General features: G+C 55.1%; 21 protein-coding genes. All 21 read right to left on the bottom strand.

Annotated features, from left to right (window positions below; translation table 11 throughout):
- Positions 1–951 carry an NAD-dependent epimerase/dehydratase family protein gene (locus AC3WQH_RS04060; RefSeq protein WP_005834596.1) on the bottom strand — a complete coding sequence of 317 codons (951 nt, stop codon included), beginning with the start codon at positions 949–951 and terminating at the stop codon, positions 1–3.
- Positions 948–1751, bottom strand: a complete 804-nt coding sequence (locus AC3WQH_RS04065) for a glycosyltransferase family 2 protein (RefSeq protein ID WP_007785367.1) — start codon at positions 1749–1751, stop codon at positions 948–950. Before AC3WQH_RS04065 ends, AC3WQH_RS04060 begins: the two co-directional genes overlap by 4 nt.
- Positions 1748–2794 carry a glucose-1-phosphate thymidylyltransferase gene (locus AC3WQH_RS04070; RefSeq protein WP_007785370.1) on the bottom strand — a complete coding sequence of 349 codons (1047 nt, stop codon included), beginning with the start codon at positions 2792–2794 and terminating at the stop codon, positions 1748–1750. Before AC3WQH_RS04070 ends, AC3WQH_RS04065 begins: the two co-directional genes overlap by 4 nt.
- 122 nt (positions 2795–2916) lie before the next feature.
- Positions 2917–4095, bottom strand: a complete 1179-nt coding sequence (locus AC3WQH_RS04075) for a glycosyltransferase family 4 protein (protein WP_221842113.1) — start codon at positions 4093–4095, stop codon at positions 2917–2919.
- The gene (locus AC3WQH_RS04080) at positions 4076–4504 is read right to left on the bottom strand and encodes a hypothetical protein (protein WP_005834604.1); all 429 of its coding nucleotides are present in this window, start codon (positions 4502–4504) and stop codon (positions 4076–4078) included. The genes AC3WQH_RS04075 and AC3WQH_RS04080 overlap by 20 nt, the downstream gene beginning before the upstream one ends.
- Positions 4505–4615: 111 nt before the next feature.
- Positions 4616–5299, bottom strand: a complete 684-nt coding sequence (locus tag AC3WQH_RS04085) for a DnaD domain-containing protein (protein WP_005834606.1) — start codon at positions 5297–5299, stop codon at positions 4616–4618.
- Positions 5300–5415: 116 nt separating this feature from the next.
- Positions 5416–6705 (bottom strand): asparagine--tRNA ligase, encoded by a 1290-nt coding sequence (asnS, locus tag AC3WQH_RS04090; protein WP_005834608.1) that lies wholly within the window; start codon positions 6703–6705, stop codon positions 5416–5418.
- Positions 6706–6896: 191 nt separating this feature from the next.
- Positions 6897–8912 (bottom strand): WIAG-tail domain, encoded by a 2016-nt coding sequence (locus AC3WQH_RS04095; RefSeq protein ID WP_005834611.1) that lies wholly within the window; start codon positions 8910–8912, stop codon positions 6897–6899.
- 11 nt (positions 8913–8923) lie between these two features.
- Complete coding sequence (locus tag AC3WQH_RS04100; RefSeq protein ID WP_005834613.1) at positions 8924–9334, bottom strand: hypothetical protein; 411 nt, start codon at positions 9332–9334, stop codon at positions 8924–8926.
- A 181-nt stretch (positions 9335–9515) separates the two neighbouring features.
- A complete protein-coding gene (locus tag AC3WQH_RS04105; RefSeq protein WP_005834615.1) occupies positions 9516–11030 on the bottom strand; it encodes an AAA family ATPase in 1515 nt (504 codons plus the stop codon).
- Positions 11023–11550 (bottom strand): hypothetical protein, encoded by a 528-nt coding sequence (locus tag AC3WQH_RS04110; protein ID WP_007785387.1) that lies wholly within the window; start codon positions 11548–11550, stop codon positions 11023–11025. Before AC3WQH_RS04110 ends, AC3WQH_RS04105 begins: the two co-directional genes overlap by 8 nt.
- 159 nt (positions 11551–11709) lie before the next feature.
- Positions 11710–12189 carry a cell wall elongation regulator TseB-like domain-containing protein gene (locus AC3WQH_RS04115; RefSeq protein WP_007785389.1) on the bottom strand — a complete coding sequence of 160 codons (480 nt, stop codon included), beginning with the start codon at positions 12187–12189 and terminating at the stop codon, positions 11710–11712.
- Between the two features lie 30 nt (positions 12190–12219).
- A complete protein-coding gene (locus tag AC3WQH_RS04120) occupies positions 12220–12915 on the bottom strand; it encodes a hypothetical protein (protein WP_005834620.1) in 696 nt (231 codons plus the stop codon).
- Positions 12916–13289: 374 nt separating this feature from the next.
- Positions 13290–14594, bottom strand: a complete 1305-nt coding sequence (locus AC3WQH_RS04125) for an amidohydrolase (protein ID WP_005834622.1) — start codon at positions 14592–14594, stop codon at positions 13290–13292.
- Positions 14595–14609: 15 nt separating this feature from the next.
- Positions 14610–15233 (bottom strand): redox-sensing transcriptional repressor Rex, encoded by a 624-nt coding sequence (locus AC3WQH_RS04130; RefSeq protein WP_005836584.1) that lies wholly within the window; start codon positions 15231–15233, stop codon positions 14610–14612.
- 14 nt (positions 15234–15247) lie between these two features.
- The gene (locus tag AC3WQH_RS04135; RefSeq protein WP_025843805.1) at positions 15248–16138 is read right to left on the bottom strand and encodes a ComEC/Rec2 family competence protein; all 891 of its coding nucleotides are present in this window, start codon (positions 16136–16138) and stop codon (positions 15248–15250) included.
- Between the two features lie 41 nt (positions 16139–16179).
- Positions 16180–19080, bottom strand: a complete 2901-nt coding sequence (gene dinG / locus AC3WQH_RS04140; protein ID WP_007785394.1) for an ATP-dependent DNA helicase DinG — start codon at positions 19078–19080, stop codon at positions 16180–16182.
- Positions 19081–19172: 92 nt separating this feature from the next.
- Positions 19173–20654, bottom strand: coding sequence for a tetratricopeptide repeat protein (locus AC3WQH_RS04145; RefSeq protein ID WP_327990758.1), 1482 nt, complete (start codon positions 20652–20654; stop codon positions 19173–19175).
- An 83-nt stretch (positions 20655–20737) separates the two neighbouring features.
- Complete coding sequence (gene panD / locus AC3WQH_RS04150; RefSeq protein WP_007785399.1) at positions 20738–21121, bottom strand: aspartate 1-decarboxylase; 384 nt, start codon at positions 21119–21121, stop codon at positions 20738–20740.
- Positions 21122–21182: 61 nt separating this feature from the next.
- Positions 21183–22046: a pantoate--beta-alanine ligase gene (gene panC / locus AC3WQH_RS04155; protein ID WP_005831229.1), complete on the bottom strand. Its 864-nt coding sequence runs from the start codon at positions 22044–22046 to the stop codon at positions 21183–21185.
- Positions 22043–22897 (bottom strand): 3-methyl-2-oxobutanoate hydroxymethyltransferase, encoded by an 855-nt coding sequence (gene panB / locus AC3WQH_RS04160; protein ID WP_005831230.1) that lies wholly within the window; start codon positions 22895–22897, stop codon positions 22043–22045. Before panB ends, panC begins: the two co-directional genes overlap by 4 nt.
- Positions 22898–22922: the final 25 nt, after the last annotated feature.

Here is a 22922-nt window from a genome sequence, read left to right on the forward strand (position 1 = left end):
TTAGCTCCTCGGCTGAAAACGCATATCCGCCAACTGCCGACGAAGCCCCTCTTCCAAGGAAACTTGCGGACGGTAGCCCAGGCGCTGCTCAGCCAGCCGAATGTCCGCGCAAGTGCGCAGCGAGTCGCCTGCCGGACCGGGCTGAAAGCTGATTTTCGGCGAGATGTTCATCAGCGTGCCCATGATGTTCAGCACGTCGATCAATTTGACTTCACGATTTCCACCCACATTAAATATCTCGCCGGGTGCAGCGTGGCGCCCCGCCAATATGTTTGCCTCCACGGCGTCCGTAACGTAGGTAAAGTCTCGCGATTGCTGCCCATCTCCGTAAACGACGACGGGATCTCCCTTCATCATTTGCCGGAAAAAGCGGTGAAAAGCCATGTCCGGCCGCTGTCTCGGGCCGTACACGGTAAAGTAGCGCAGCATCGTGATCGGCAGTCCGTACGCTTTGACGTAGACGGAGCACACCTGCTCCATCGCTTCCTTCGTGATGCCATAAGGCGATACGGGACGCAGCGGAGCAGATTCGTCCGTTAGCGTCCCTTGCATCGTGCCGTACACAGAAGAGGAAGAAGAGACGACGATGACAGGCGGTTTTGGCCTTTGCATGCACGCCTCCAGAAGCAGTTGGGTAGCCAAAATATTGTGACTGACGTACTCCGCGAATGCCTTGCCCCAACTGTTCCGCACGCCGGGCAGCGCAGCCAGGTGATAGACCACATCTACTCCGTCCAGCCAGTCTTTCCACCGCTCTGCCTGCAGCATGGTTGAATGAAAAGTAAAGGCGGGATGGCTCCCGATCTCTGCGAGATTGCGGAGTTTGGCAGCAACGTCGTAGTTATCGACGAAGCCGTCGATGCCGATCACTGTCACCCCGTCATTTAGCAAGCGCTGGGTCAGATGCGACCCGATAAAACCAGCACAACCGGTGACAAGTGCTTTTGTCATCGCTTCCGCCGCCTCACTTTCTTCAACCGTTTAATGACGAGATAGCCATCCTTGTAGCCGTAGACCGCTTTGTATTTGTTGCCCCAGCGTTTGAGGTAATAATTGAACGTTTTTTTGCGTAAATGATTGCGTCTCCGCTTCATCTTGTTGTCGGTAAGCTGTCCTTTGTGCTTCGTCCGGTTGTACAGCTTGCGATTGATAAACCGGACGCGGTATTTTTCAATCAGCCGCAAAATGATGCGCCGATCCTCCATGATTCGGCCTTCGTATTTGTCGGAGGTATCCCAACCTCCGACCTCCCGAAGCGCTTCGACCCGATAGCAGCGCGGCGCCACCATCCAGCGGTTGTACTTCAAAAACTGGTATTTGTTGCGAAAATGCTTGTGCTTGACGAGAAACGGGTTGTAGTATTTCCCGCGCCGCACTCGCCATATTTTGACGTTGCCGTAGTAGAGCGCTGTACTTTTTTTACTCTTGCGAATGTACTTTTTAATGACAGCCAGCGTCCGTTTTGGCAGCCAATCGTCCGAATCAAGCTGCAAAAGGTATGGCGTGTCGACCATAGACAAGGCCTGATTCATCACTTTTCCGATGCCGGAGTTTTGTTCCATCCGGTAGTACATGATGTTCGGATGGTACAAATACTTCTCTACCTTTTTCCTCGTCTTGTCGGTAGAGGCATCGTCAATGATTAACAGCTTCCAGTCTTTTGTCGTCTGCTTCAAGACACTGTTGATCGCTTTGCGGATGAACTTGGCGCGATTGTACGTCGGGATGACCACAGTAAAGGTTGGGTTCATGTGTCCTCCCTCTTCACGGCTGGAATGCGAATCGATGACTTGTCGCTTAAAATGAAGACACCGCTCGAATTGGCTGACTGTCCTGTCAAATGAGACGACCTTCCGAAAACGCTGTCCGTAACGCTCCAGGCGACGTCCATGAGCGAGCTGTTTTCCAACAGGATGCTGTTCTCAATGTGCGCACAATTTTTCAGATGCACCCCGTTTTGAATCGAAACGTACGGACCGAGCCGGCAATTTTCAATGTGACAGTCTTCCCCGATCAGCACAGGTCCGATAATCTCACAGTTTGTGACGACGGACCTTTGGCCAATCTGGTGAGTCTGACCCAAATCTTTTGCCAGCATCCAACGGTTTGCCTCCAGCCAACGATCAATAGTTCCCACATCGGAATACTTGCCGCTCGTAAGTGCATGCGCAATATGAAAACCGCGATCAATCATGGACTGGATCGCATCCGTGATTTCATATTCACCACGGGCGGATGGCTGCAGTGTAGCAATCGACTCAAAAATGGGTGGGGTAAACAGGTATGCGCCAATGACAGCCAGATTGCTCTTCGGCTGACGAGGTTTTTCTTCCACGGAGACCAGACGCCCTTCCTGTACTTCGGCAATCCCATAATCCTGTGGTCTCTCCACTTCACTTAGCATCACAACACCGTCTGATTTTTCACTGGTAAACGCACGCATTAGCCCGTGCAGCGAATCCATCAACAAGTTGTCACCAAGTAACAAGATAAACGGTTCGTCTTGCAAGAACGGGTGCGCTAAATGGACAGCATGTGCGATTCCAAGCGGCACCTCCTGCTCGATAAAAGTAATGGTAGCCCCAAATTGACTACCATTGCCCACCAAGGGAGGAATCTGCACTTGGGAAGGGTGGATGACGATGCCGATGTCATGCACACCCACTTCACGCAGTTTGCTGATGCAGTAGTGTAATACCGGATGATTGGCCACAGGGAGGAGGGTTTTTGGTTGCGAATAGGAAAAGGGGTGCAGTCGCGTACCACGTCCAGCACACAAGATTAACCCTTTCACAAGTATCACTCCCCAGTTGTGCTCTGCGATACTTATAAGGTATGCGCCTCATGATATCTGGACAGGGCAGACGTCCACCTGGCACAAAAAAAGGGCAATAACCTAGCGGCTGGACAAGTGAATCATCCCGTTTTGAGCAGCGGCTGCTTTTCTTTTGGCTGCTTGCCGACCACGCTTTCAAACACATTCAAATAGCCTTGCGCCGTGGCGTACCAGGAGAATTGCTTTGCGCGAAGCAATGCCTGTTTGCCCATTTCCGTGCGCACGTGCGGCGTGCTCCAGAGCAGCTCCCAGATGGCGGGCAGTTCTTTTTCCCACTCTTTGGGCGGAATCAGGAACCCGCTGCCTTGATGGGTGACAACCTCCTTGATCCCGCCCCGCGTCGTGGAAATGACAGGCTTGCTCGATGCCATCGCCTCGAGGTTGACGCGGCAAAAGGCCTCCTTCCAGATCGAGGGTGTCGCCACGACATCGCCAATCTGGTAATACAGCGGCATCTGCGCGCTGGGGACGAAATTGACGAAGCGTACTTTGTCGCCGAGCGGCTTCGCCAGCCGTTTCAGCTCGCGCACGTACGGATTTAAGCGATTGCTGCCGTAGCCGGTTCCGCCGACGATGACGAGCCGCGCGCGAGGGTCTTGCTTGCTGACCTGGTGAAACGCCTTGATGAGAATGTGGACGCCTTTTCCCCGCATGAGCCTTCCCGCGTAAAACAAAACGCGGTCATCCGCTGCTAGGCCGATCTGTTTGCGCAGCTTTTTGATCGTGTAATGCAGCTTTGCCACCTGGTACGGCGACACGTCTACCCCGAGATGCACGGCGTGAATTTTGTGTGGAGGAATTTTGCACGCCTTGATAAAATGCTGGCGCAAAAACTCGCTGTTCGTAATAAATCCGGACGACAGCCGGACGACCCGCTTCATTTTTTCCTTGCTAATCATGGCGGGAGAGCCGTAGACGTGCGAATGCATGTTGACGAAAACTGGAATTTTGGGAAAATGCTTTTTGAGTTGCAAGACGTAAATCGGCCGATTTTCGACGAGAATGACATCCGGTTTATGCTTGCGAATATGCTTGATGATCTTGCGCAAATAAGGCGTTGGACCATCGTAGGGGAAGCGAATGAACTCCCGGTTGTCCTCCACGGACGACGTTGGGTAGGTCGTACAGCGCCGGGTGTAGATCGTCACTTTGTGCTCGGGATCGATCATCTTCGTCACTTCGTCGATGTCGTGCTCCACCGAGCTGCCTTTGACGGGTGGCACGGAAAAGGGCCCCGGGCTAATTATGGCGATGTTCATTACGCTCGCTCTCCCACTCCTTTTTCAAGGAAAGAACCACCTGATACAAATATTGCCTTTCTTTGGCCTGCTCTTCCTCGGCTTTTTTCCACCGTTTTTCCCAGGCGGCAAGCGACTCCTTCAAGGCGGCAACCTCCTGCTCCAGCTTCTCCAGTTGCTCGGTCGTCACCACGTCGGTTTCTCTCATCATGATCTCGAACTTCGGCTCCAGCACCAGCTCTCGCGCCTCTGCGGGCTGCTCGCAAGCGGTCTGTTCCGTCGCTGTCGCTTTTTCCACGGCGGCCTCCTGTCCTTTTTCACCGGGTTTCACAATCGAGATGCGCTCTACCGCTTCATCGACCACAAAATGGCCAGAAAAGACTCCTGGCGTGACCCAATGCGGCAGATCCCATTTTTTGCGTTTTTCCATAAGTCTTCCCTCCTGCAACGTGCTTCTACGTAATATGCTATGACAAACGCGGAAAATGGGTACGTGTACATAGGAGACAGACAATAGAAAAAACCGCCTTGATAGCTGGCATCAAAGCGGTTGTCGATAGTCTTTGGATTGGTTTTGTCTGCGGAAGTTCAGGCTGTACAGCCGTGCCTGCTCGACCGTGGTAATTTGCTGTTTTTGCCACTCCAGAAGGATTCTGTCGATGTAGCGAATGTGAAGCTTGCCTACGGTTGCGGCTTCACGCAATGCTGTTAAAATCAGCTCTTCCTGATAACCGTCCTGCTCTGTCCACATGTGGATGCTCTCCAATTCAAAAGGAGACAAGGGCCGACCAAAAGCCTGCTCAAACCGGGAGTAAATCGCCACCGGCTCGGAATCTACCGTGGCCGCGGCTTCGTTGAACGGCGCCAGCATCCGCGGATCGGCCTGCTGCTCGCGCCAGGTCTGGTACAGCTTTTTGTACAACGGGGTCAAATTGTACTGCTCGTGGCGCAGCCCCGTATGCGGGTCGATAAACTCGTCGATGCTGATCCAGTCTTCCTTCAGCAGCTTTTGCAGCGATTGGATCAATCTCATGCTGGACATGGACATGCGTTCTTCCAGCTCAGTCAAGGTCGGAAAACGGTTCCCCTCCTGCTGAAAAGAAAGCAGATGAATGAGCAGCATCATTTCGTCGTCTGCCAGGGACATTCGTTTGTACATCTTCAGAAGAAGGTTGGAGACGGATGTTGCACCTTCTTGCAACAGTTGCAATATATGGGAATCCATAACGCATGTTCACCTCTGGGTTGGATTAACAAAGGAAGGGCGTAAAACGCGCTGCCATACAATAGGAACACCCTGCTGCCCTCTCGCAACAGGGTGTATGGAAAAAACGAAAAACCTTACGGGTAGAGACGGTACAGCATGCGCGGGAACGGAATCGTTTCGCGCACGTGATCCAGTCCGCAAATCCAGGCAATCGTCCGCTCAAGGCCCAGACCGAAGCCGGAGTGAGGAACGGTACCGTATTTGCGCAGGTCCATGTACCAGCGATAAGCTTCCTCGGACAGCTCATGCTCGGCGAAGCGCTTCGCCAACAGCTCCGGATCGTCGATGCGCTGGCTGCCGCCGATGATCTCGCCGTAGCCTTCCGGGGCGATCATGTCCGCGCACAGCACCACTTCCGGACGCTCTGGATGAGGCTTCATGTAGAAAGCCTTGATCTCGGTCGGATAGTGCGTGATGAACACCGGCTTGTCGAAGTGGTCAGCGATCAGCGTCTCGTCCGGCGCACCGAAGTCGTCGCCCCACTTGATCTCGCTGCCTTTTTCCTGCAACAGCTTGATCGCATCATCGTACGTGATGCGCGGGAAGGAGCCCGTCACGTTTTGCAGTTTGGTTGTATCGCGCTCCAGCGTTTTCAGCTCCTGCTGGCAGTTTTTCAGGACGGATTGCACCACGTGGGACACAAAAGCTTCCTGAATGCGCAAGTTTTCCTCGTGGTCGACGAACGCCATCTCCGGCTCGATCATCCAAAATTCGATCAGGTGACGACGGGTTTTCGATTTTTCCGCACGGAAGGTCGGTCCAAACGAGTACACGCGGCCCAGTGCCATTGCCGCCGCTTCCATGTACAGTTGGCCGGACTGGGACAAATACGCATCTTCATCAAAATATTTGGTGTGGAACAGGTTCGTTGTTCCTTCTGCCGAAGTCGGTGTCAGGATTGGCGGGTCTACTTTGACAAATCCATTTTCATGGAAAAACTCGTAAACAGCGCGAATCACTTCAGAGCGAACCGCCATGACCGCACGTTGACGAGGAGTGCGCAGCCACAGATGGCGGTGATCCATCAGGAAGTCTACCCCGTGCTCCTTGAGCGAAATCGGGTATTCCTGGGCAATCTGAATGATCTCCACGCCTGTTACCGTCAGCTCGAAGCCGCTTGGAGCACGGTCATCTGCGCGAACAACACCGGTTATGTATAAAGAGCTTTCCTGGGTCAGTTGGGATGCTTTTTCCCATACGTCTTCCGCTACTTCTGCTTTTACTACTACGCCCTGGATGAAGCCGGAGCCGTCGCGAAGCTGCAGAAACTGAATCTTGCCGCTGCTGCGCTTGTTGTACAGCCAACATCCAATGCGCACTTCTTGTCCAACATGCTGCCCTACCCGGGCAATCGTCGTCAACATCGAATAATTCCCTCCATTTACCATGCCACACTACAGACTAAGTGTACCCAACAATTATACTATTGGGGAACGGCAAATTCAATGAAAGTCTCCCCGTCCGGTGATTACCATAATTTTATTATGTAAACAAACGCAAGGGAGATCGTCTGGCTTGCTCGCCAATGACCTCCCCTGCCCTCCGGTTTTGCAAGCTAGCCGTTCACGTCGTCTGTATCCTCTGTGTCGCCAGCCGCTTCGCCGTCGAGTTCGCCCCCTTCTTCTTCGCTGTGATCTTCATCGGCTTCGTCGTCGCTCTCGTCCCACTCATCCTCCAGGACGTTTTCCTCGTGTCGGTGCAGATGCAGGGCAGAAACCTCATCGTGCACAGGCTCTCCCTTTTCCCCGACTGCAATCCATTGCAGCACTCCGCTGTCTTCCTGCTCTGTCTCATGGCGAAAAACCGTCAGTACGGCCGACGTGCGCTTTGTGTACTTCAGCGAAACCGACACTCCTGCCTGATTCGTCATCGCCACCAGGCAATAGTGCGTATCGGCATACGGTAGCGGCACGCGCACGGTGACATCTGCCGTCTGGCGCTGCGCCGGGATGCGGAACGGGACAAAGCCGAATTGCTGCAACGTCGTCCCGATGCGGCCTAGAGTCTCTACGGCTTGAAAAGCGAGCTTTTCCTGCGTGATCGACTTGTCGGCAAGGTGCTCTTCGGCAATCGCCCGCGGCGCAATTTTCGCTTTCGTGACCGCATGATCGGCCAGCTTTTCCTCGCTGACAGCGTGCTTTTGCAGATGCTGCCCCTCGATGGATTGCGCAGCGAGATGTTCGCCAGACAGCGTTCCTTTCGCGAGATGCTCGCCGTTCAGGCTGCCCTTTTCTACATGCTTGCCTGTGATCGCATGCAAATCCAGCTTGCTTCCGTCGACAGCGTGATCGGCCAGCTTGTCGCGGGTGACGCTGCCCTCCTGCAATTTTTCCTTCGAGATCGCTTTCGGCTGGATGTGCTCGTTCTGCACGGATTGATTGGCGAGATGCTGGGACGACACCGCTTTTTCCGCGATCTTCTCGCCCGTGACGGCTCCCTTGCCCAGATGCCTCGCCTTGATCGCGTCTTTCGCCAGTTTGGGGGCAGTCACAGCAGCATCGGCGAGCTTGTTGGCGGTGATGCTCAGATCGGTCACCTTGTCTGTCGAGACGGACTCCGGCGCAAGCTTCGAGGTAGTGACGACGTGCTCGTGCAAATGCTGGGGTTGAATCGCGTAATCCCGCAGATGGTTGCTGCCGATGACGCGATCGGTCAAATGCTGTTCTTCAATCGAGCGCCGCGCTATTTTTTCCGCGCAGATGGCCCCGTCTGCCAAATGCCTCGTGTTGACGCTCTCTTCGATCAACTGCTGGTCGCCCACGCTTCTGTTCGCCAATTTATCGACCGTGACGGCCCTGTCAGCGATTTTTCCTGTCGTGACCTGCTGCTCCCCGATTTTTCGCGCGGTCACCTGCCCATCCTGCAAGTGGCTCGTCTGGATGCTGCCAGCCTGAATGTGTACGCTGCCAATCGATTCTTTGGCGACTTTTTCCGACGTGACGCTCGCATGGTCGAGATGCTCGGTCAGGACGGCATACGGGCTGATTTTGTCGCTGGTGACCGCCTCCGACTGCAGATGCTGGCTGTAGATGGCGTGAAAGGCGATATGCTGGTCCGTTACGCAGCCGAGCGCGATATTGTCGCCATCCACGCTGTTCTCCGCCAGATGATGACGCAAAATAGCCCTTTCGCGAATATGCTGGGACTCGACTGCATCTTCCTCCAACTTGGTCGAGGTCACCGCCCCGTCGCGAATTTTGTCCGTCGTGACTGCGCCGTCCTCCAGCTTGACGGAGTTAATCACGTAATTGGCGAGGTTCCGTGTCTGAATGCTGCCCATCTTGATTTTATCCGAGGTGACAGACTGGTCCTGGAGCAGCTCTGTCGTAATCGCCTGCTCCTGGATATGCTTGGTCTGGATCGCTGCTTCGGCAAACTTCATCGAGTCAATCGTCTTGTCAGCGAGCTTCTCGGAAGTAATGCTGTTGTTGACCAGCTTTTGACCGCTAATCGAATGGTCCTGCACATTGTCGCTCGTGATGACATGGCGCCCCAGATGTTCGCCCAAAACGGCGCCGGGCGCAATTTTGTTCGAGGTCACGCTCTTGTCCGCAAGCTTGGTACTGTCCACGGCGTAATCTTTCAGCAGCGCGGTATCAATCGTCCCCGGTTTGTTTTGGAGGAATCGACAGCTCGATTGGCGATTTTCTCCGTGGTGACAGACTGATCCGTCAAGTCGTCGGTGTAGACAAACGATTGTACCCTGTCGTCGTTGCGCTCCTTGATAATTTTCGAAAAGGTCGTCTGATTCGAGGACGCCCCCTGCTTGGGCATTTTCTGCAGCGGCTGTTGCAGTGGACTTTTGGCTGCGTGGGCGCTTGGCTTCGCGCTGTTGACAGGTTCGCTCTCCGAAAGCTCCAGCTCCAGTTCCAGATCAGCCACCCAGTCGCGCTCCACCGTAGAAGAAGTTTGCATCAGCGGAATTTCATGCAGCGTCTGCCGAAATGTTTTTCCCAGACCTTTGCTCGTTTTTTTTCGGTTCACATTCGCCATAGAGTCTCCTTGCCTCCTGATGTCATTCCCGTATCATTGTGTAACATATTCACCCCATAGGCTTTTGGCACCGCTCCGCGAAATTTGTTTCCCCACGCGCGCTCGCCACGCATGCCAAAAAACCTGCCAAACCAACGGCAATCGTTGGCTGGCAGGTTTTTGGTAACGCATCACGCTCTGATTACGACACAGCCGCTTCCTGTCTCGTCTGGGACAAAAGGGCTCTAAACTCATCGCCTTGCAGGACTTCCGTTTCCATCAGCGTGCCCAGACCTGTCTGGAAAACAGCGTCATACTGTCTGAGCAGGCTGCGCGTATCCTCCAGCAGACGGGAGAGCAGCCGATCCACTTCGTCGTGAATCCGGTTTTTGTCGACGTACTGCAAATGCACGATCCCGAGGTCGGACATCCCGCTCGAAACGATTTCCTGCGCCATGCCCAGCGCTTGTTCGAAGTCGTTTTTGGAGCCGGTACTGCGTCCGCCGTAGTAGATTTCTTCTGCAACCGCTCCGGCCAGACTGACCATGATCTGTTTTTCCAACGCTTCTCTGGTGTACAGATAGCGGTCTTCCATCGGATTTTGCCGGACGTAGCCGAGCGCCTTGCCGCGCGGGCTCAGCGTGACTTGCGAGACTGAGCCTGGGCGCACCACTTCGCTCACGATCGCGTGGCCCAGCTCGTGCAGCGCTACCCGCTTTTTCTCTTCCTCGGAAGCCTGGCGGTCGACTTTTTCGCCGAGCATGACCTTGTCTACGGCGTAGGCAAAATGCTTCGCCATGATCTTGTCGCTTTTGTCGCGCATAGCGTAAATCGCTGCCTCGTTCGCGACGCTTTCCAGTTGCGCACCGGAGAAGCCGAACGTCTCTTGCGCCACTTTTTCTAAAACGACATCTGGTCCAAGCGGCTTGTTCGCCGTATGAATGGTCAAAATCTGCTCGCGTGCAGGCTTGTCAGGCAAATCTACGGTAATGTGACGGTCAAAACGGCCTGGTCGAAGCAGCGCTGCATCGAGCATGTCTTTGCGGTTCGTCGCAGCCATGACCAGAATGCGCGGCTTGTCACTCGTCGCCACCCCGTCCATCTCGGTCAAAAGCTGGTTCAAGGTCTGGTCGTACTCCCGCTGCTGCTGACCATCCCGTTTTCCCCCGACGACATCAATCTCGTCGATAAAAATAATCGCGCTGTCCTGTCCATTTTTCTCCGCCATCGTCTTCGCTTCTTTAAACAGCTCGCGCACGCGCTGCGCCCCGACCCCTACGTACATCTCCACGAACTGGGAGCCGGAAGCCGCCACGAACGCCGAGTTGGTGTAGTTCGCTGCCGCTTTTGCCATCAATGTTTTCCCTGTACCGGGAGGCCCGGTCAACAGCACGCCTTTGATCGGGCGAATGCCGTACTGCTCGATCTTGTCTTTGTACACGAGAAAGTCAAGCGATTCCTTCAGCTCTTTTTTGGCCCGCTCCTGTCCGCCGATGTCGGCAAACTGCACGTCCGACTTCGGAATTTCGTGCTTGTTCTGCTTTCGTTTGCCGCCGAGCGCGACATTGCCTCCCTGTCCGCTTTGCTGGCGAACGACGAGGAAGTAAATCGCGCCCAGCACAGCGGCGAACAGCACAAAGGGCGTAATGTTCACTCCTAGAAACACGAGAAAAACCAACACCGCAGGAACGACGCCGATCAGCAGCTCTTTACCCACGTGCCGTCACCTCTTTTGCCTCGGAACGGGGAATGATCGTGTAGAAATCTTCCGTTCCTTTTTTCAAGTAAACGTAAATGTTTGCATCATCCATCAAAGCAGACGCTTCATCCAGCTTGTTCGCCTGTTTCCACTCCTCGATCAGAGAAGGGATGCGGCTGTATTGGTGCAAGTCCATCGCTTCCGTGAACACAAACTGGCCGCTTTTCCAAATGTCTGTCATCGCTTCGGACTGGTTCGCGACTACGATCGCGACCTGCTTGTTGCCTGCAATCTTTTCCGTTTTGGCAACGAGGTTGCGGTACTCCGCCGGAAACGTCTCTGGATTGGTTACTTTCAAATCTATTTGAATTTTGTCTTTGCTCACATGGAAATGGCCCAAGGTGGCGGATTGCATCTGACCGATTTCTGCGCGGATAGGCTCCTCAATCTCTATCTTCTGATACAAGAACCAGCCTCCGAACAGGAGAGCAAGTGTCGCCAGCAAGGACAATCCGATCGCACTTTTTTTCAACTGCACTGCTACTCCCCCCATATCGCGTTCTCGTTGTTCTCTCTTGTCAACAAAACCAGTATATCACATGGGTATATCAATTTTTTATACAGATGTTGGATCGCATGCCAAACAGGCCTTTTCCTCAGCGGAAAAGACCTGTCCTCCGTTCTTTTTATGAAGCGATCATGTAGGCGACAATACGTAAGAAGCGAGCAAAGCCCCACTGAACAAATCGTAGTGCAAGTAGTGGTAGCGGCCGTTTGCGTCTTTTACCGTGACTTCCCAAAATTTCTTGTCCTTTTCAAGTCCGGGGACGATATGCGTTATCTCTGATTGCGGAAACGCCTTGCTTACTGCTTCCTCGACATTTTTGCGCGGCACAGCGAGATCCATTCGATCAAACGCTACTTTTTCCGCAGTCATCCAGGCGACGACAGGCGTACCGGCGTTGTTTTTGCCGATGACGACCGCGTAACTCTCCGTCCCGCGGTATTCGTCGATCGACTCGATTTCGTCGATCGTCGTCCGCGCCTGTACCCACTCGCGGACAGTCGCCTCGAACTGGTTGCGCTCTCCTGCTACGGAAGCAGTCAGATGATAGGCGAATCCCGCTCCTGTCACCAAAAGCGCGATGATCGCTCCCACAATGATTCTCACTAGCACGTTCCCGTTAACTCCTTTATGCGGTTGACATTACAAACGGAAGCGAAGCTGGTCCTGTTTGACGCCAGCCGCCGTCCTGATTTGCATTTCCAGCTCCAACTGGCGAAGCGTGCCTGTATCCGGCTCATACCATAGCTGGTACTCGATGCTGATCCCGCGCGCCAGCTCAGGCGTGATGTCAGCGATCGGAAAAGACGGCCCGAGCCACATCGAAAGCAGCGACGTCACCTTTTCCGGCGGCACCGCCAGGCGATAGCCGCTCCAGTCGCTGCCCGACGTATCCGCAATCGGCTGGGGCGAGACGGATGGCAGCACACTTTTCAACAGCGTCGCATGTTCATACGGCGTAAACAAAGCGTAGGGCAAGGCAGCGTGATCCTGCACCTGTCCGTCTATTCTTACGGAGACCGGCTGCTCGTGGTTACGGCTGATGGCCAGCTTGTGCCCCCCGATTTCCCCGTCGAGACTGAACGTCTCGCGTACATAGCGCCCGTTCAATGCCTGGTCGTGCATGTAAACGAGAAACGCCCGCTCTTCGTCCTGTGTCAATTGCGCAAGCAACTGCGGCACCGAATACGGCTCCTGTTTGGCTGCCGACACCTGATCGCCCCCTGTCCCGGCAGCCGAATGAATCCATTCACCTGCAGAACCGAGCGCCATCCCCAGACCAAACAGACCGAGAAAGATCGGGAAAAGCCACCACAGCTTTTTGGGCCGGATGTACATCTCCGTCCCCCCTGTCCCATTTTTGTCTCTAGCCTATGCTATACGGGAAGGTTTTAGAACGACACGGAAAAGTTGCTAATCATAGCTCGGGGCCGGGCGGTCATACTACTTATACACCCGCAAGGAGGTGAGCGCGTGAAGTCACCGCAACAAAACGCATCTCCTGACATACTTGGGTTTTTGCTACAGGAATACCGCGTCTCCTGGGCTGGATTGTCTTCTCCATTGCGTCAACTGTCGCACACACCCACACTGCATTTTCGCCATCATCCCCTGACAGAGCTGTGGCGAAAATGAGCACGGCATGTAGTACCCATATTCCCCTACCTACACCTACACTCCCTTACTCCTGTCCCACACCAGACAGGAGCCTTTTACCGTTTCAACTGCTGGAACACGCGGTTCGCTTCGTAAATCGCCCGCTCCTCGTCAATCGTGAGCAGCTTGTGGTTGCGCATCAAAAATTTGCCCGCAACAATCGTATCTTTGACGTCGCGGCCATTTGCGGCATAGACGACATGGGAAATCGGCTCATGCGCCGGGTGGAAATGGGCTTGATGGCTGTCGAGAACGATCAGGTCAGCCTGCTTGCCTACCTCGATGCTGCCGAGCGTGTCCGCCTGGAATACGCCGTCTGCGCCGTAGCGTGTCGCCATGCGCAGCGCTTCCTCGGCTGGCACCGCAACCGGATCGTTGTTTACACCTTTGTGCAAAATCGCCGCGAGCTTCAGTTCTTCAAACAGGTTGAGGTTGTTGTTGCTCGCCGAGCTGTCTGTGCCAAGCGAGACGCTCACGCCTTTTGCCAGCATTTTTGGCACAGGCGCAACCCCGCTCGCCAGTTTCAGGTTGCTCACGACGTTATGGGAAACTTTCACTTGATAGTTTGCCAAAATGTCAATCTCTTCATCCGTCAAATGTACGGCGTGCGCAACCAGCGTAGGACGGTTGAACATGCCAAGCTTCTCCAGGTGAGCGACTGGACGCAGGCCGTAGTCTTTCTCGTTTTGCCCGACTTCCCAGGCAGTTTCGGACATATGAATGTGTAGCGGCAAGGACAGCTCGTCCGCTTTTTCGATAATTTGCGTAATGAACGCAGGCGAGCACGTGTACGGCGCATGCGGCGCCATCATGACGGTGATGCGGCCGTCTGCCTGGTTGTGCCATTCTTTGGCAAACGCAGTCGCGTCGCGCAACTTGGTTTGTCGCTCTTCCTCGGAGCACAGGCCGATCATGCCGCGGCACAGGCGAGCGCGCATGCCGGACGCCTCGACAGCCTTGGCTACCTCATCCATGTGATCGTACATATCCACGAACGTAGTGGTCCCTGTGCGGATCATTTCGATCAGCGACAGTTGCGTGCCCCATTTGACGGAATCGGCGGTAAATTGCGCTTCCAGCGGCCACATTTTTTCTTCCAGCCACTGCTGCAGCGGCAAATCGTCGGCATAGCCGCGCAGAAGCGACATGCCCGCGTGTCCGTGCGTATTAATCAGACCTGGCAGGATGAAGTCGCCTTTTTGGTCGATGACTTCATCGTAGCCGGCGTCGGAAAGATCCTCAGGCGTCGGTCCTACATACGTGATCTTGTCGCCCTCGAAAGCGACCGCTCCGTCGTGGATCACTTCATTTTGCTCGTTTACCGTAATCACTGTTGCGTGGATGAGGATAGTTTTTTTCATGGTTACACTCCATTCTTACGTTAAGTAATAGGCCAGGCTCTGCAAATTGGATGTCACATCCGCATAGTGAATGCGCACATCTTTTTTCGCGCGAATTGTCGTAGGAGCAAAATTCAAGATTCCCTTGATACCCGCTTGAATCAACAGATCACATACGGATTGCGCTGCCGGCGCAGGGACGGTAATGATCGCCAACTTGATCTCTTTTGCTGCGATCGTGTCCGCCAGCTCGTGCAAGGGCTGGATCGGGATACCCGCCACTACTTTTCCCAGCTTGCCGGGATCGTTGTCAAAAATGGCCGCAATCCGCATGTTATCTTTTAAATAAGCGTTGTAGTTGCTGATCGCATGCCCCAAATGGCCTGCTCCTACCAGAGCGACGCGAACTTCCTCTGTCAGCTTCAAAATCTGCCGTATTTTTTCCACCAGGTAATTGACGTCGTAGCCAATCCCTTTTTTCCCGAAATCGCCGAAGGTAGCCAGGTCTTTTCGGATTTGGGCTGGATTCACATCCAAATTTTTGCCCATTTGCTGGGAGGAAACAGTGGTCACCTCGTTTTGCTGCAAATAGCTGAGGTAACGCAGATAAATCGGCAAACGGCGGACGACCGCTTCCGAAATCTTTTCGTGTTTAGCCACGTTCGGTCTTCCCCCTATTTCTTTTGCTTGAATACCCTGTAATCTTTCCCATTGGACAAAATGACGATCGAGCCGTCCCTGCCTGTTACATACGTCTCCGCCCACGATTCGCCCAACCGCTCCAGCACCTCGGACTGGCCGACCTCGCTGCGCTCCTTGCCTGTCTGGATGACCGCAATCTGGGGGTCGACCCGCGTCAGAAACGGCTGAGAGGTGCCTTGATTGCTCCCCTGGTCGCCGACCTTGAGCACTTCCGCCTTGAGCTGGTCCGGATGGCGCTCAATCAGGCGTTCCTCGGCTTTTTCGTTGATCCCGCTCGCAAACAAAAACCGCAATTGGCCGTGCTTGAGCAAAAAGACGAGCGAATTGTTTTGCGGAGACAAAAACAGCGGTTCGCTCGGCAACAAAGCCTCCAGCGTGACGTCGGTATCGAGAATGAGCTCCTGATTTTCCTCCAGCTCTTTCTGCTTTGGAACCTTGTGGAGCGGGACGAACTGGCGGATCGAGGGCGAAATCAGCTTGGGCAAAATGACCGAGTCGATGATGATTTGCTGGCTTAAAAAAGGGTATCCTCCTGCATACTCGGGCTGATCGTTCGTCAAAACGAGATAGTCGAGGCGCGTCACCTTCGCGGCAGACAGATGCGCGGACAACGTGCTCCAATCCTCCGCGCTGCCTGTATCAATCAGCATCGTTTTTCCGCCCGGCATCCGCACCAGCGTGCTTTCGCCATGAGGAAGCGCCCAATACGTAATGACAAGACCCGTAAACTCCTCCACGCGCTCGGTAGCAAACGGGTCGTCTACCTTCACGGCTTCCTGCAAATGGTTGTCGATCGAGCACGAGCACAGCAAAGCCACACACGTGACGAGCAGCAGCCAGGCCCGCTTTTTTTTCCATAACATTTATTTTATCACCTAAATCCCTGCTAGACTATTGCTTCATTTTATGAATCTGACAAGGATTGCATACTAAGGAACGGCGCAATCCGCTCACGCAGCGTCGCCCAGGAGCCGGTTTCGACCTGGAACGGCGGGAGCGATTGCAAAAACGAACGGCCGTAGCGCGATTCGACGACACGCGTATCGAACACGACCACGACGCCGCGGTCCAAATGGTGACGGATCAACCTTCCGACCCCTTGCTTGAACAAAATGACAGCCTGCGGCAGCGACAGCGACATAAACGCGTTTTTCCCCTCGGCCTTGAGCGATTCGGCGCGTCCCTGGTAGACAGGGTGATTCGGCGGCGTAAACGGCAGCCGTACGATGACCAGACTGCTCAGCCACTCGCCCTGGATGTCCACGCCTTCCCAAAAGCTGCTCGTCCCAAGGAGCACGCTTCTCTCCATCGTCCGAAACAGGCGCACCAGCTTGCTGCGGTTGTTGCTGTCGATGCCGTGTCCGAACAGCGTGTACGGCTCTGCCTCCTCGGCCAGCCGCTCCTTCATGGCCTGGTACACCAGCTGCAGCATCGAGTGCGACGTGAACAGGATCAACGTTCTGCCCTTCGACGCCACGACGATATCGACACAGCCCTGGACAATCGCATCGAGATACGCCTGATCGTTTTCTTTGCCGGGCGCCGGAAAATCGGACGGGATCAAGAGCAGCCCCTGTTCTTCGTAATGGAACGGAGAAGGCAGCGACAGCGTGCGCACCCGTTCGGCCGGCAATTTGTCCAGACCGAAGCGGCTCATGACGTAAGAAAAGCTGTTTTTGACAGTCAAGGTGGCCGAAGTCATAATCAGGCTGCGCTTTTGCGAAAACAGCGGTTCCTGGAGCGAATCGGCCACGTTCAGCAAGGCCGCAGACAGATGCACCTGCTTGCGCGCCGCGCGCGACTCGACTTCCATCCAGTAGACGTATTCTTCGTCTTGCACGAGTAAAAAGAAATGCAGAAGCTCCATCATCTGCTGCCATTCCTTCACCAGCCCGAGCAGATCGGTCTGCAGGCTGCGGATAGAAAACGGCGGCTTCTCTTCCTGGGGAATGCTTTGTACCATTTGCTCCAGATGGAGAGCAAATGCCGTCATGCCATCGAGCAGCTTTTTCGTCACCTTGCGGATTTTCTCATGCTTTCCGGTGAAGGAAGCTACGCGGTAGCGCACTGTCTCTCGGCCGGCATCCGTCGTCTCTTCCGCGCGCTGCGAGGCCCATGCGAACAAAAACTGGGTCCACTGCTGGGCCTTCTCCCGCAAGGAAGCAGACAGCTTCTTGCATTCGGAGAGGTGCGCGGACAGCTCCTGTGCGACTGCAGGCTGCCAGCTTTCCAGCTCCGCTGCGAAGCGTGCGATCGCGCCGCCGTCCTCCACGGAAGCCCGATCGAGCAAAAACAGCAGTTGGGTCGTCGTCAACTGCTTGCCCAAATGCTGGGTCGCCGCATCTTCCAAATGATGCGCCTCGTCGATAATCGCAACTTCATAGGGCGGCAAAATCCGGTTCTCTGCTTGCAGGTCGCTGATGAGCAGGGCGTGGTTGACGATGAGGACATCCGCTTCCTTTGCCCGTTCTTTCGCCTGGAAGTAGTAGCAGCGGCTAAACCACGGACAGGCGCGGTTCAGGCACGAGCTGGTGTCGCTTTTGACTTGCTGCCACAAAAGCTGTCCGCTCGGCGGCATGCTCAGCTCCTCCACGTCGCCCGTCTCGGTCTGCGTCAGCCAGGTGAGCAGTTGCCCTTTTGCCAGCCGCATTTCCTGGCTGCTGCCTTCCACCGGCTCCTCCAGCGCCTGCTCGAACTTGCGCAGACACAAATAGTTGCCCCTGCCCTTCAGCGTGGAAGCCGTAAACGCAAACGGCAGCGATTGCTGCAAGGTCGCAATCTCTTTATGGAACAACTGTTCCTGCAACTGGATCGTGTTCGTGCTGACCACCAACTGCTCCCGATTCTGGTGCGCCCAGATGATGCCTGGCAACAAGTAGGCCAACGACTTGCCCGTACCTGTCCCTGCCTCCACCAACAGGTGCACACCGTCTTGCATCGCGTCAAAAACGGCGTGCATCATCGCTTCCTGCGCTTCCCGCCGCTGAAAGCCGCTCATGCTCACCTGTATCTGTCCCTGCTCGTCCATCAGCTTTTCCAGTTGCTCGCCGAATGCTTTTGCCCGGACCAGATCGCCCTCGGGCCGCTGGAAGCTCGCTTTCAGCTTTTCCTTGCGCTTTTTTATGGCGAGCTGGCGATAAATGTCCCACAACTGCGTGTTTTCCTCTGCCGACTCAGCCCCCAGCTCGGGCAGCTCCGTGAGCTTTTCCATCTCCATTTGCCGCAAAAGGACGTGGATGTCCGAGCGAAACGACGAAACAAGCATTTGCAGCCGTTGAATGGTCACGAGCGGCAATTGCTGCAAAATATCGAGCAAGTGCAAAAAAAGTTGGGCCGTTGCCAGCGCGTCACTGTCGGCCTGGTGAGGATTGTCGTGCTCGATGGCCAGCTCTGACGCCAGCTCCCCGAGCCTGTAGCTGTTTTGCATCGGCAACAGCAGGCGGGACAGTTCCACCGTGTCGAGCACGTATCCGTCAAACGCATAATAGCCCTGACTCAGCAGGGCTTCTTGTAAAAATTGGAGATCAAAGCTTGCATTATGGGCCACAAAGACCCGTCCATCCAATAGTCGCAAGAATTGAGGAAATACCTCTTCCAACGTCGGGGCATCGGCCACCATCTCGTTAGTAATTCCCGTTAGCTGGGTAATAAAAGGGGGGATGTCCTGTCCGGGATGAATCAGAGTCGAGAAGCATTCTGTGATCTGGCCGTCGTCGATGGCCACAGCGCCGATCTGAATGATGCTGTCTCCCTGCCGCGGATGGCTCCCCGTCGTTTCAAAATCTACTACAAGTAATCGATTCAAGCGTTGTCACCTCGTAACCTGAGCGGGAACCTGTCATCCGCACTCATTCACATTCGGCAACGATGCGAATGATTCCTGCTTCCAGGCTGCAATTACGGCTGCACAAGCTCGCTTTCTGCCGCTTGCCCGCCGAGCTTGCTCGCGCACAATTGCAAGTAAATAGGGATTTCGCGGAACTGGTCGGCATGCGGAAGCGTCCGTTGGAAATACTGCTCGGCCAGCCGCCAGTTTTCCTCGATCATCGCCAGTCTGCCTAAATGAAAATAGCCAAGGGAACGGATATACGGGTCTGAATCGTCCAGAAACTGCTTGGCCAGCCGCTTTGCTTCCCGCGTCTCTCCCACTTTTTCAAAAGCGGAGATCATCCCCGACTGGCCGAGGCGATTTTCGCTGTCTTTTTCCAGCATGTGGCGAAACGCTAGGATGGCGCCGGGGATGTTCCCGTCAAACAACTGCATCCAGCCGTAGCTGAAGACGAAGTCGTCCTGCCCCGGCGCCAGGCTGATCGCTTTTTTCATCAAGGTCAGCCCCCGTTCGCTGCCTGCGATCAGCCAGGTGTTCCATGCCAGTCCGTGCCACACCCAGCCTTCTTTTGGCAGGCGCTCGGTCAAAAAATGATAGCAAATCTGCGCCCGGTGATAATTGCCCACCGCTTCGTACAAATGCGCCATTTCCTGCAGCGTCTCGCTGTCCAGCTCGCGATTCGGCAACGTCAGGCTGGCAGGCGGGGCAAGCTCAGCCGTCTCGTCCATCTGAAACAGCAAATGGGCGGCGCGCAGCCAGAGCAACTGCGCTTCCCAATCGTGCTCGTGCTTTTGCAAATAGCCTTCGATTTCATCGAGCGCTTCCTGGGCATCTCCGTCCATCAAGTAGCAGAGCGCGAGATTGTACCTGGCTTCTTCCTGGTCGGGCTTTGCCTCCAGCGAGGTTTTGAAGGCTTGCGCCGCCTCCAGCCACTGCTTTTCCTCGGCGAGTAGGCAGCCGATCGCATTGTAGCTGATGGCGACGACGGTCGGAGAGCTTGCCGACTTGGCGAGCAGGCGAAACTCGCGAAAAGCCGTTTCCATCTCGTCGCAAAACAGCAGGCTGTAAGCGTAGTACAGCCGCCCGCTCTCCCAGTCCGGCGACTCCTGCACGAGCTGGGCGAAGCATTTTTTGGCGTCCTGAAACATGCGCAAATGGTAAAAGCCTTCTCCCCGGCGAAAGACAGGCTCATACGCGTGCATTTCTTGCGGAAGCTTGCCGTGTTTGACCTCACTGCCCGCTTCTTTTGCAGCCGTTTTGCCCGCCTCTTTCTGAACGAGTGCTTCCCCTTCTTTTGCCATGGCCGTTTCGGCCTGTTCCTCTTGCGTTGCGGCCGGAAGCTGCCCTTCCATTTGCTTGATATGGCGGATGGCGTTGGACAGCTTTTCCTCAAACTGCAGCCACAGATCTACGACCGTATCGCTGACCTGGCGCAAGTAAAACAGTTGGTCGGCGAGCTGAAGCCGCTCCTGTTCCGAGGCTTCCTTCCACCGCTCTTCGATGCTCTGCGCTTTGGTACGCAGCGTCTGAAACCAGTCTTCGATTTTCACGAGAAAAGCCACCCCCTTGTGAGGCATGAGTAGTTTCATTGTCTCACAAGGCAGGTGGCTCTATGCGTACAAGCGGCCCTCGCCTAGACGATGGTCCCGTGCACTTCCTCGCCGAGCATTTCCTTGATCCGGTTGTGCTCGTCCATAATCGCCACGCGCGGCTTGTACGTGCGCGCCTGCTCGTCTGTCATCATGGCGTAGGCGATAATGATGACGATGTCGCCTTCCTGCACGAGACGGGCGGCTGCGCCGTTCAGGCAAATCACGCCACTGCCTGGCGCCCCTTCAATGACGTACGTTTCCAGGCGGGCACCGTTGTTGTTGTTGACGATTTGCACTTTTTCGTTCGGCAAAATATCCAGTGCATCCAAAATATTTTTGTCGATCGTAATGCTGCCCACGTAGTTGAGGTTGGCTTCCGTCACGGTAGCGCGATGAATTTTCGCCTTCATCATAGTGCGAAACACAGGCATTTCCTCCTTTGGCGTTCTCGAAAATAAGTATCCGCTAATCGCCTGTCCCTATCGGTCAACGGATCGCGGCAATCAGATTGTCAATCAGGCGCGTCTTGCCAAAGCGAACGGCCAGCGCCACGATAATCGCTTGTCCCGGCAGTTCGGTTTCTACAGGCTGCAAATCGGGATAGCGCAAAATCTCTACGTAGTCGATCTCGGCGAGCGGTTTGTCTGCGATCATCTGTCTGATGCGCGCTTTGATCTGTTCCAGCGGCAGCCCTTCTTCCAGCCATGCCGCCGCCTGCCGCAAGCTTTGCGAGAGGACGAGAGCCTGTTCGCGCTCTTCCGCCGACAAGTAGACGTTGCGCGAGCTCATCGCCAGCCCGTCCGCTTCCCGGACGATTGGGCACGGGATTACTTCGACTGGAACGGACAAATCGTTGACCATTTGCGTGACGACAGCCACCTGCTGGGCGTCTTTTTGCCCGAAAAAGGCGTAGTCAGGCTGGACGATGGAAAACAGCTTCAGCACGACCGTCGATACCCCGTCAAAATGGCCCGGACGGGAAGCGCCGCACAGTGGTGTCGTGACATTTGCGACCGATACCGTCGTCAAAATCGGCCTTGGGTACATTTCTTCCACGGACGGGGTGAACAAGAGATCGACTCCCGCCCCCGCCGCCATTTGGCTGTCGCGCTCGATATCGCGCGGATAGCGCTCAAAATCTTCGTTTGGGCCAAATTGCAGCGGATTGACAAAAATACTCATGACCACCAGGTCGCATTTTTCCCGGGCCGCTTTGACCAGGCTGAGGTGCCCCTCATGCAAAAAGCCCATGGTCGGCACGAAGCCGATCGTTTTTCCTTGCAGCCGTGCTGCCTTTATTTGAACGCGCAATTCCTCGATGGTGGATATTTGCTGCATCGTTTGAATCATGCCTGGGTCACTCCTTCCCCGTACAGCTCCTTGATCGTTTCTTCGGACGCGTGGAAAACGTGATCGGGTCCAGGGAAACGCCGAAGCTCGACTTCTTTAATATACGCGGCGACCGCTTCGCGGATGGACGTGCCGATGTCCGCGTAGCGCTTGACGAATTTCGGGGTCAATTGGGAAGCGTAGCCAACCAGGTCGTGGAACACCAGCACCTGACCGTCGCAGCCTGCCCCGGCACCGATGCCGATGACCGCGATCTCCAGTTTCTCGGCGATCATTTTCGCTACTTCTTCCGGCACGCATTCCAGCACGATGGCAAAAGCCCCTGCCTGTTGAATCGCCAAGGCGTCGTCCAGCAATTTTTTCGCCGCCTCCAAATCTCGTCCCTGCACCTTGTAGCCGCCAAGCTGATGCACGGACTGCGGCGTGAGGCCGATGTGCCCGACAACGGGAATGCCTGCCTGCACCAGACGGGTAATGAGTGGCGCAAGCTCGCTTCCGCCCTCCAGCTTCACCGCTTTCGCCAGTCCCTCCTGCATTAGTCTGCCCGCGTTTTTCACCGCTTCCTCAATCGTTCCGTGGTAGCTGAGAAACGGCATGTCCGTGACGACAAAAGCGCGCTTGGCCGCTCGCGTGACCGCCTTCGTATGATGGAGCATGTCGTCCATCGTCACCGGCACGGTCGAGTCGTAGCCCAGAACGACCATCCCCAGCGAGTCGCCAACCAGGATCATGTCCGCGCCTGCTTCTTCCACCAGCTTCGCAGATGGAAAATCGTAGGCTGTCACCATCGAAATCGGGATGCCCGCTTCTTTCTTTTTGCGGATGTCGGAAGTCGTGACTTGTTTTGCCATTTGCGTCTTCTCCTCTTTCGCGCCA

The organism is Brevibacillus sp. FW301-21C12A (assembly GCF_058788915.1).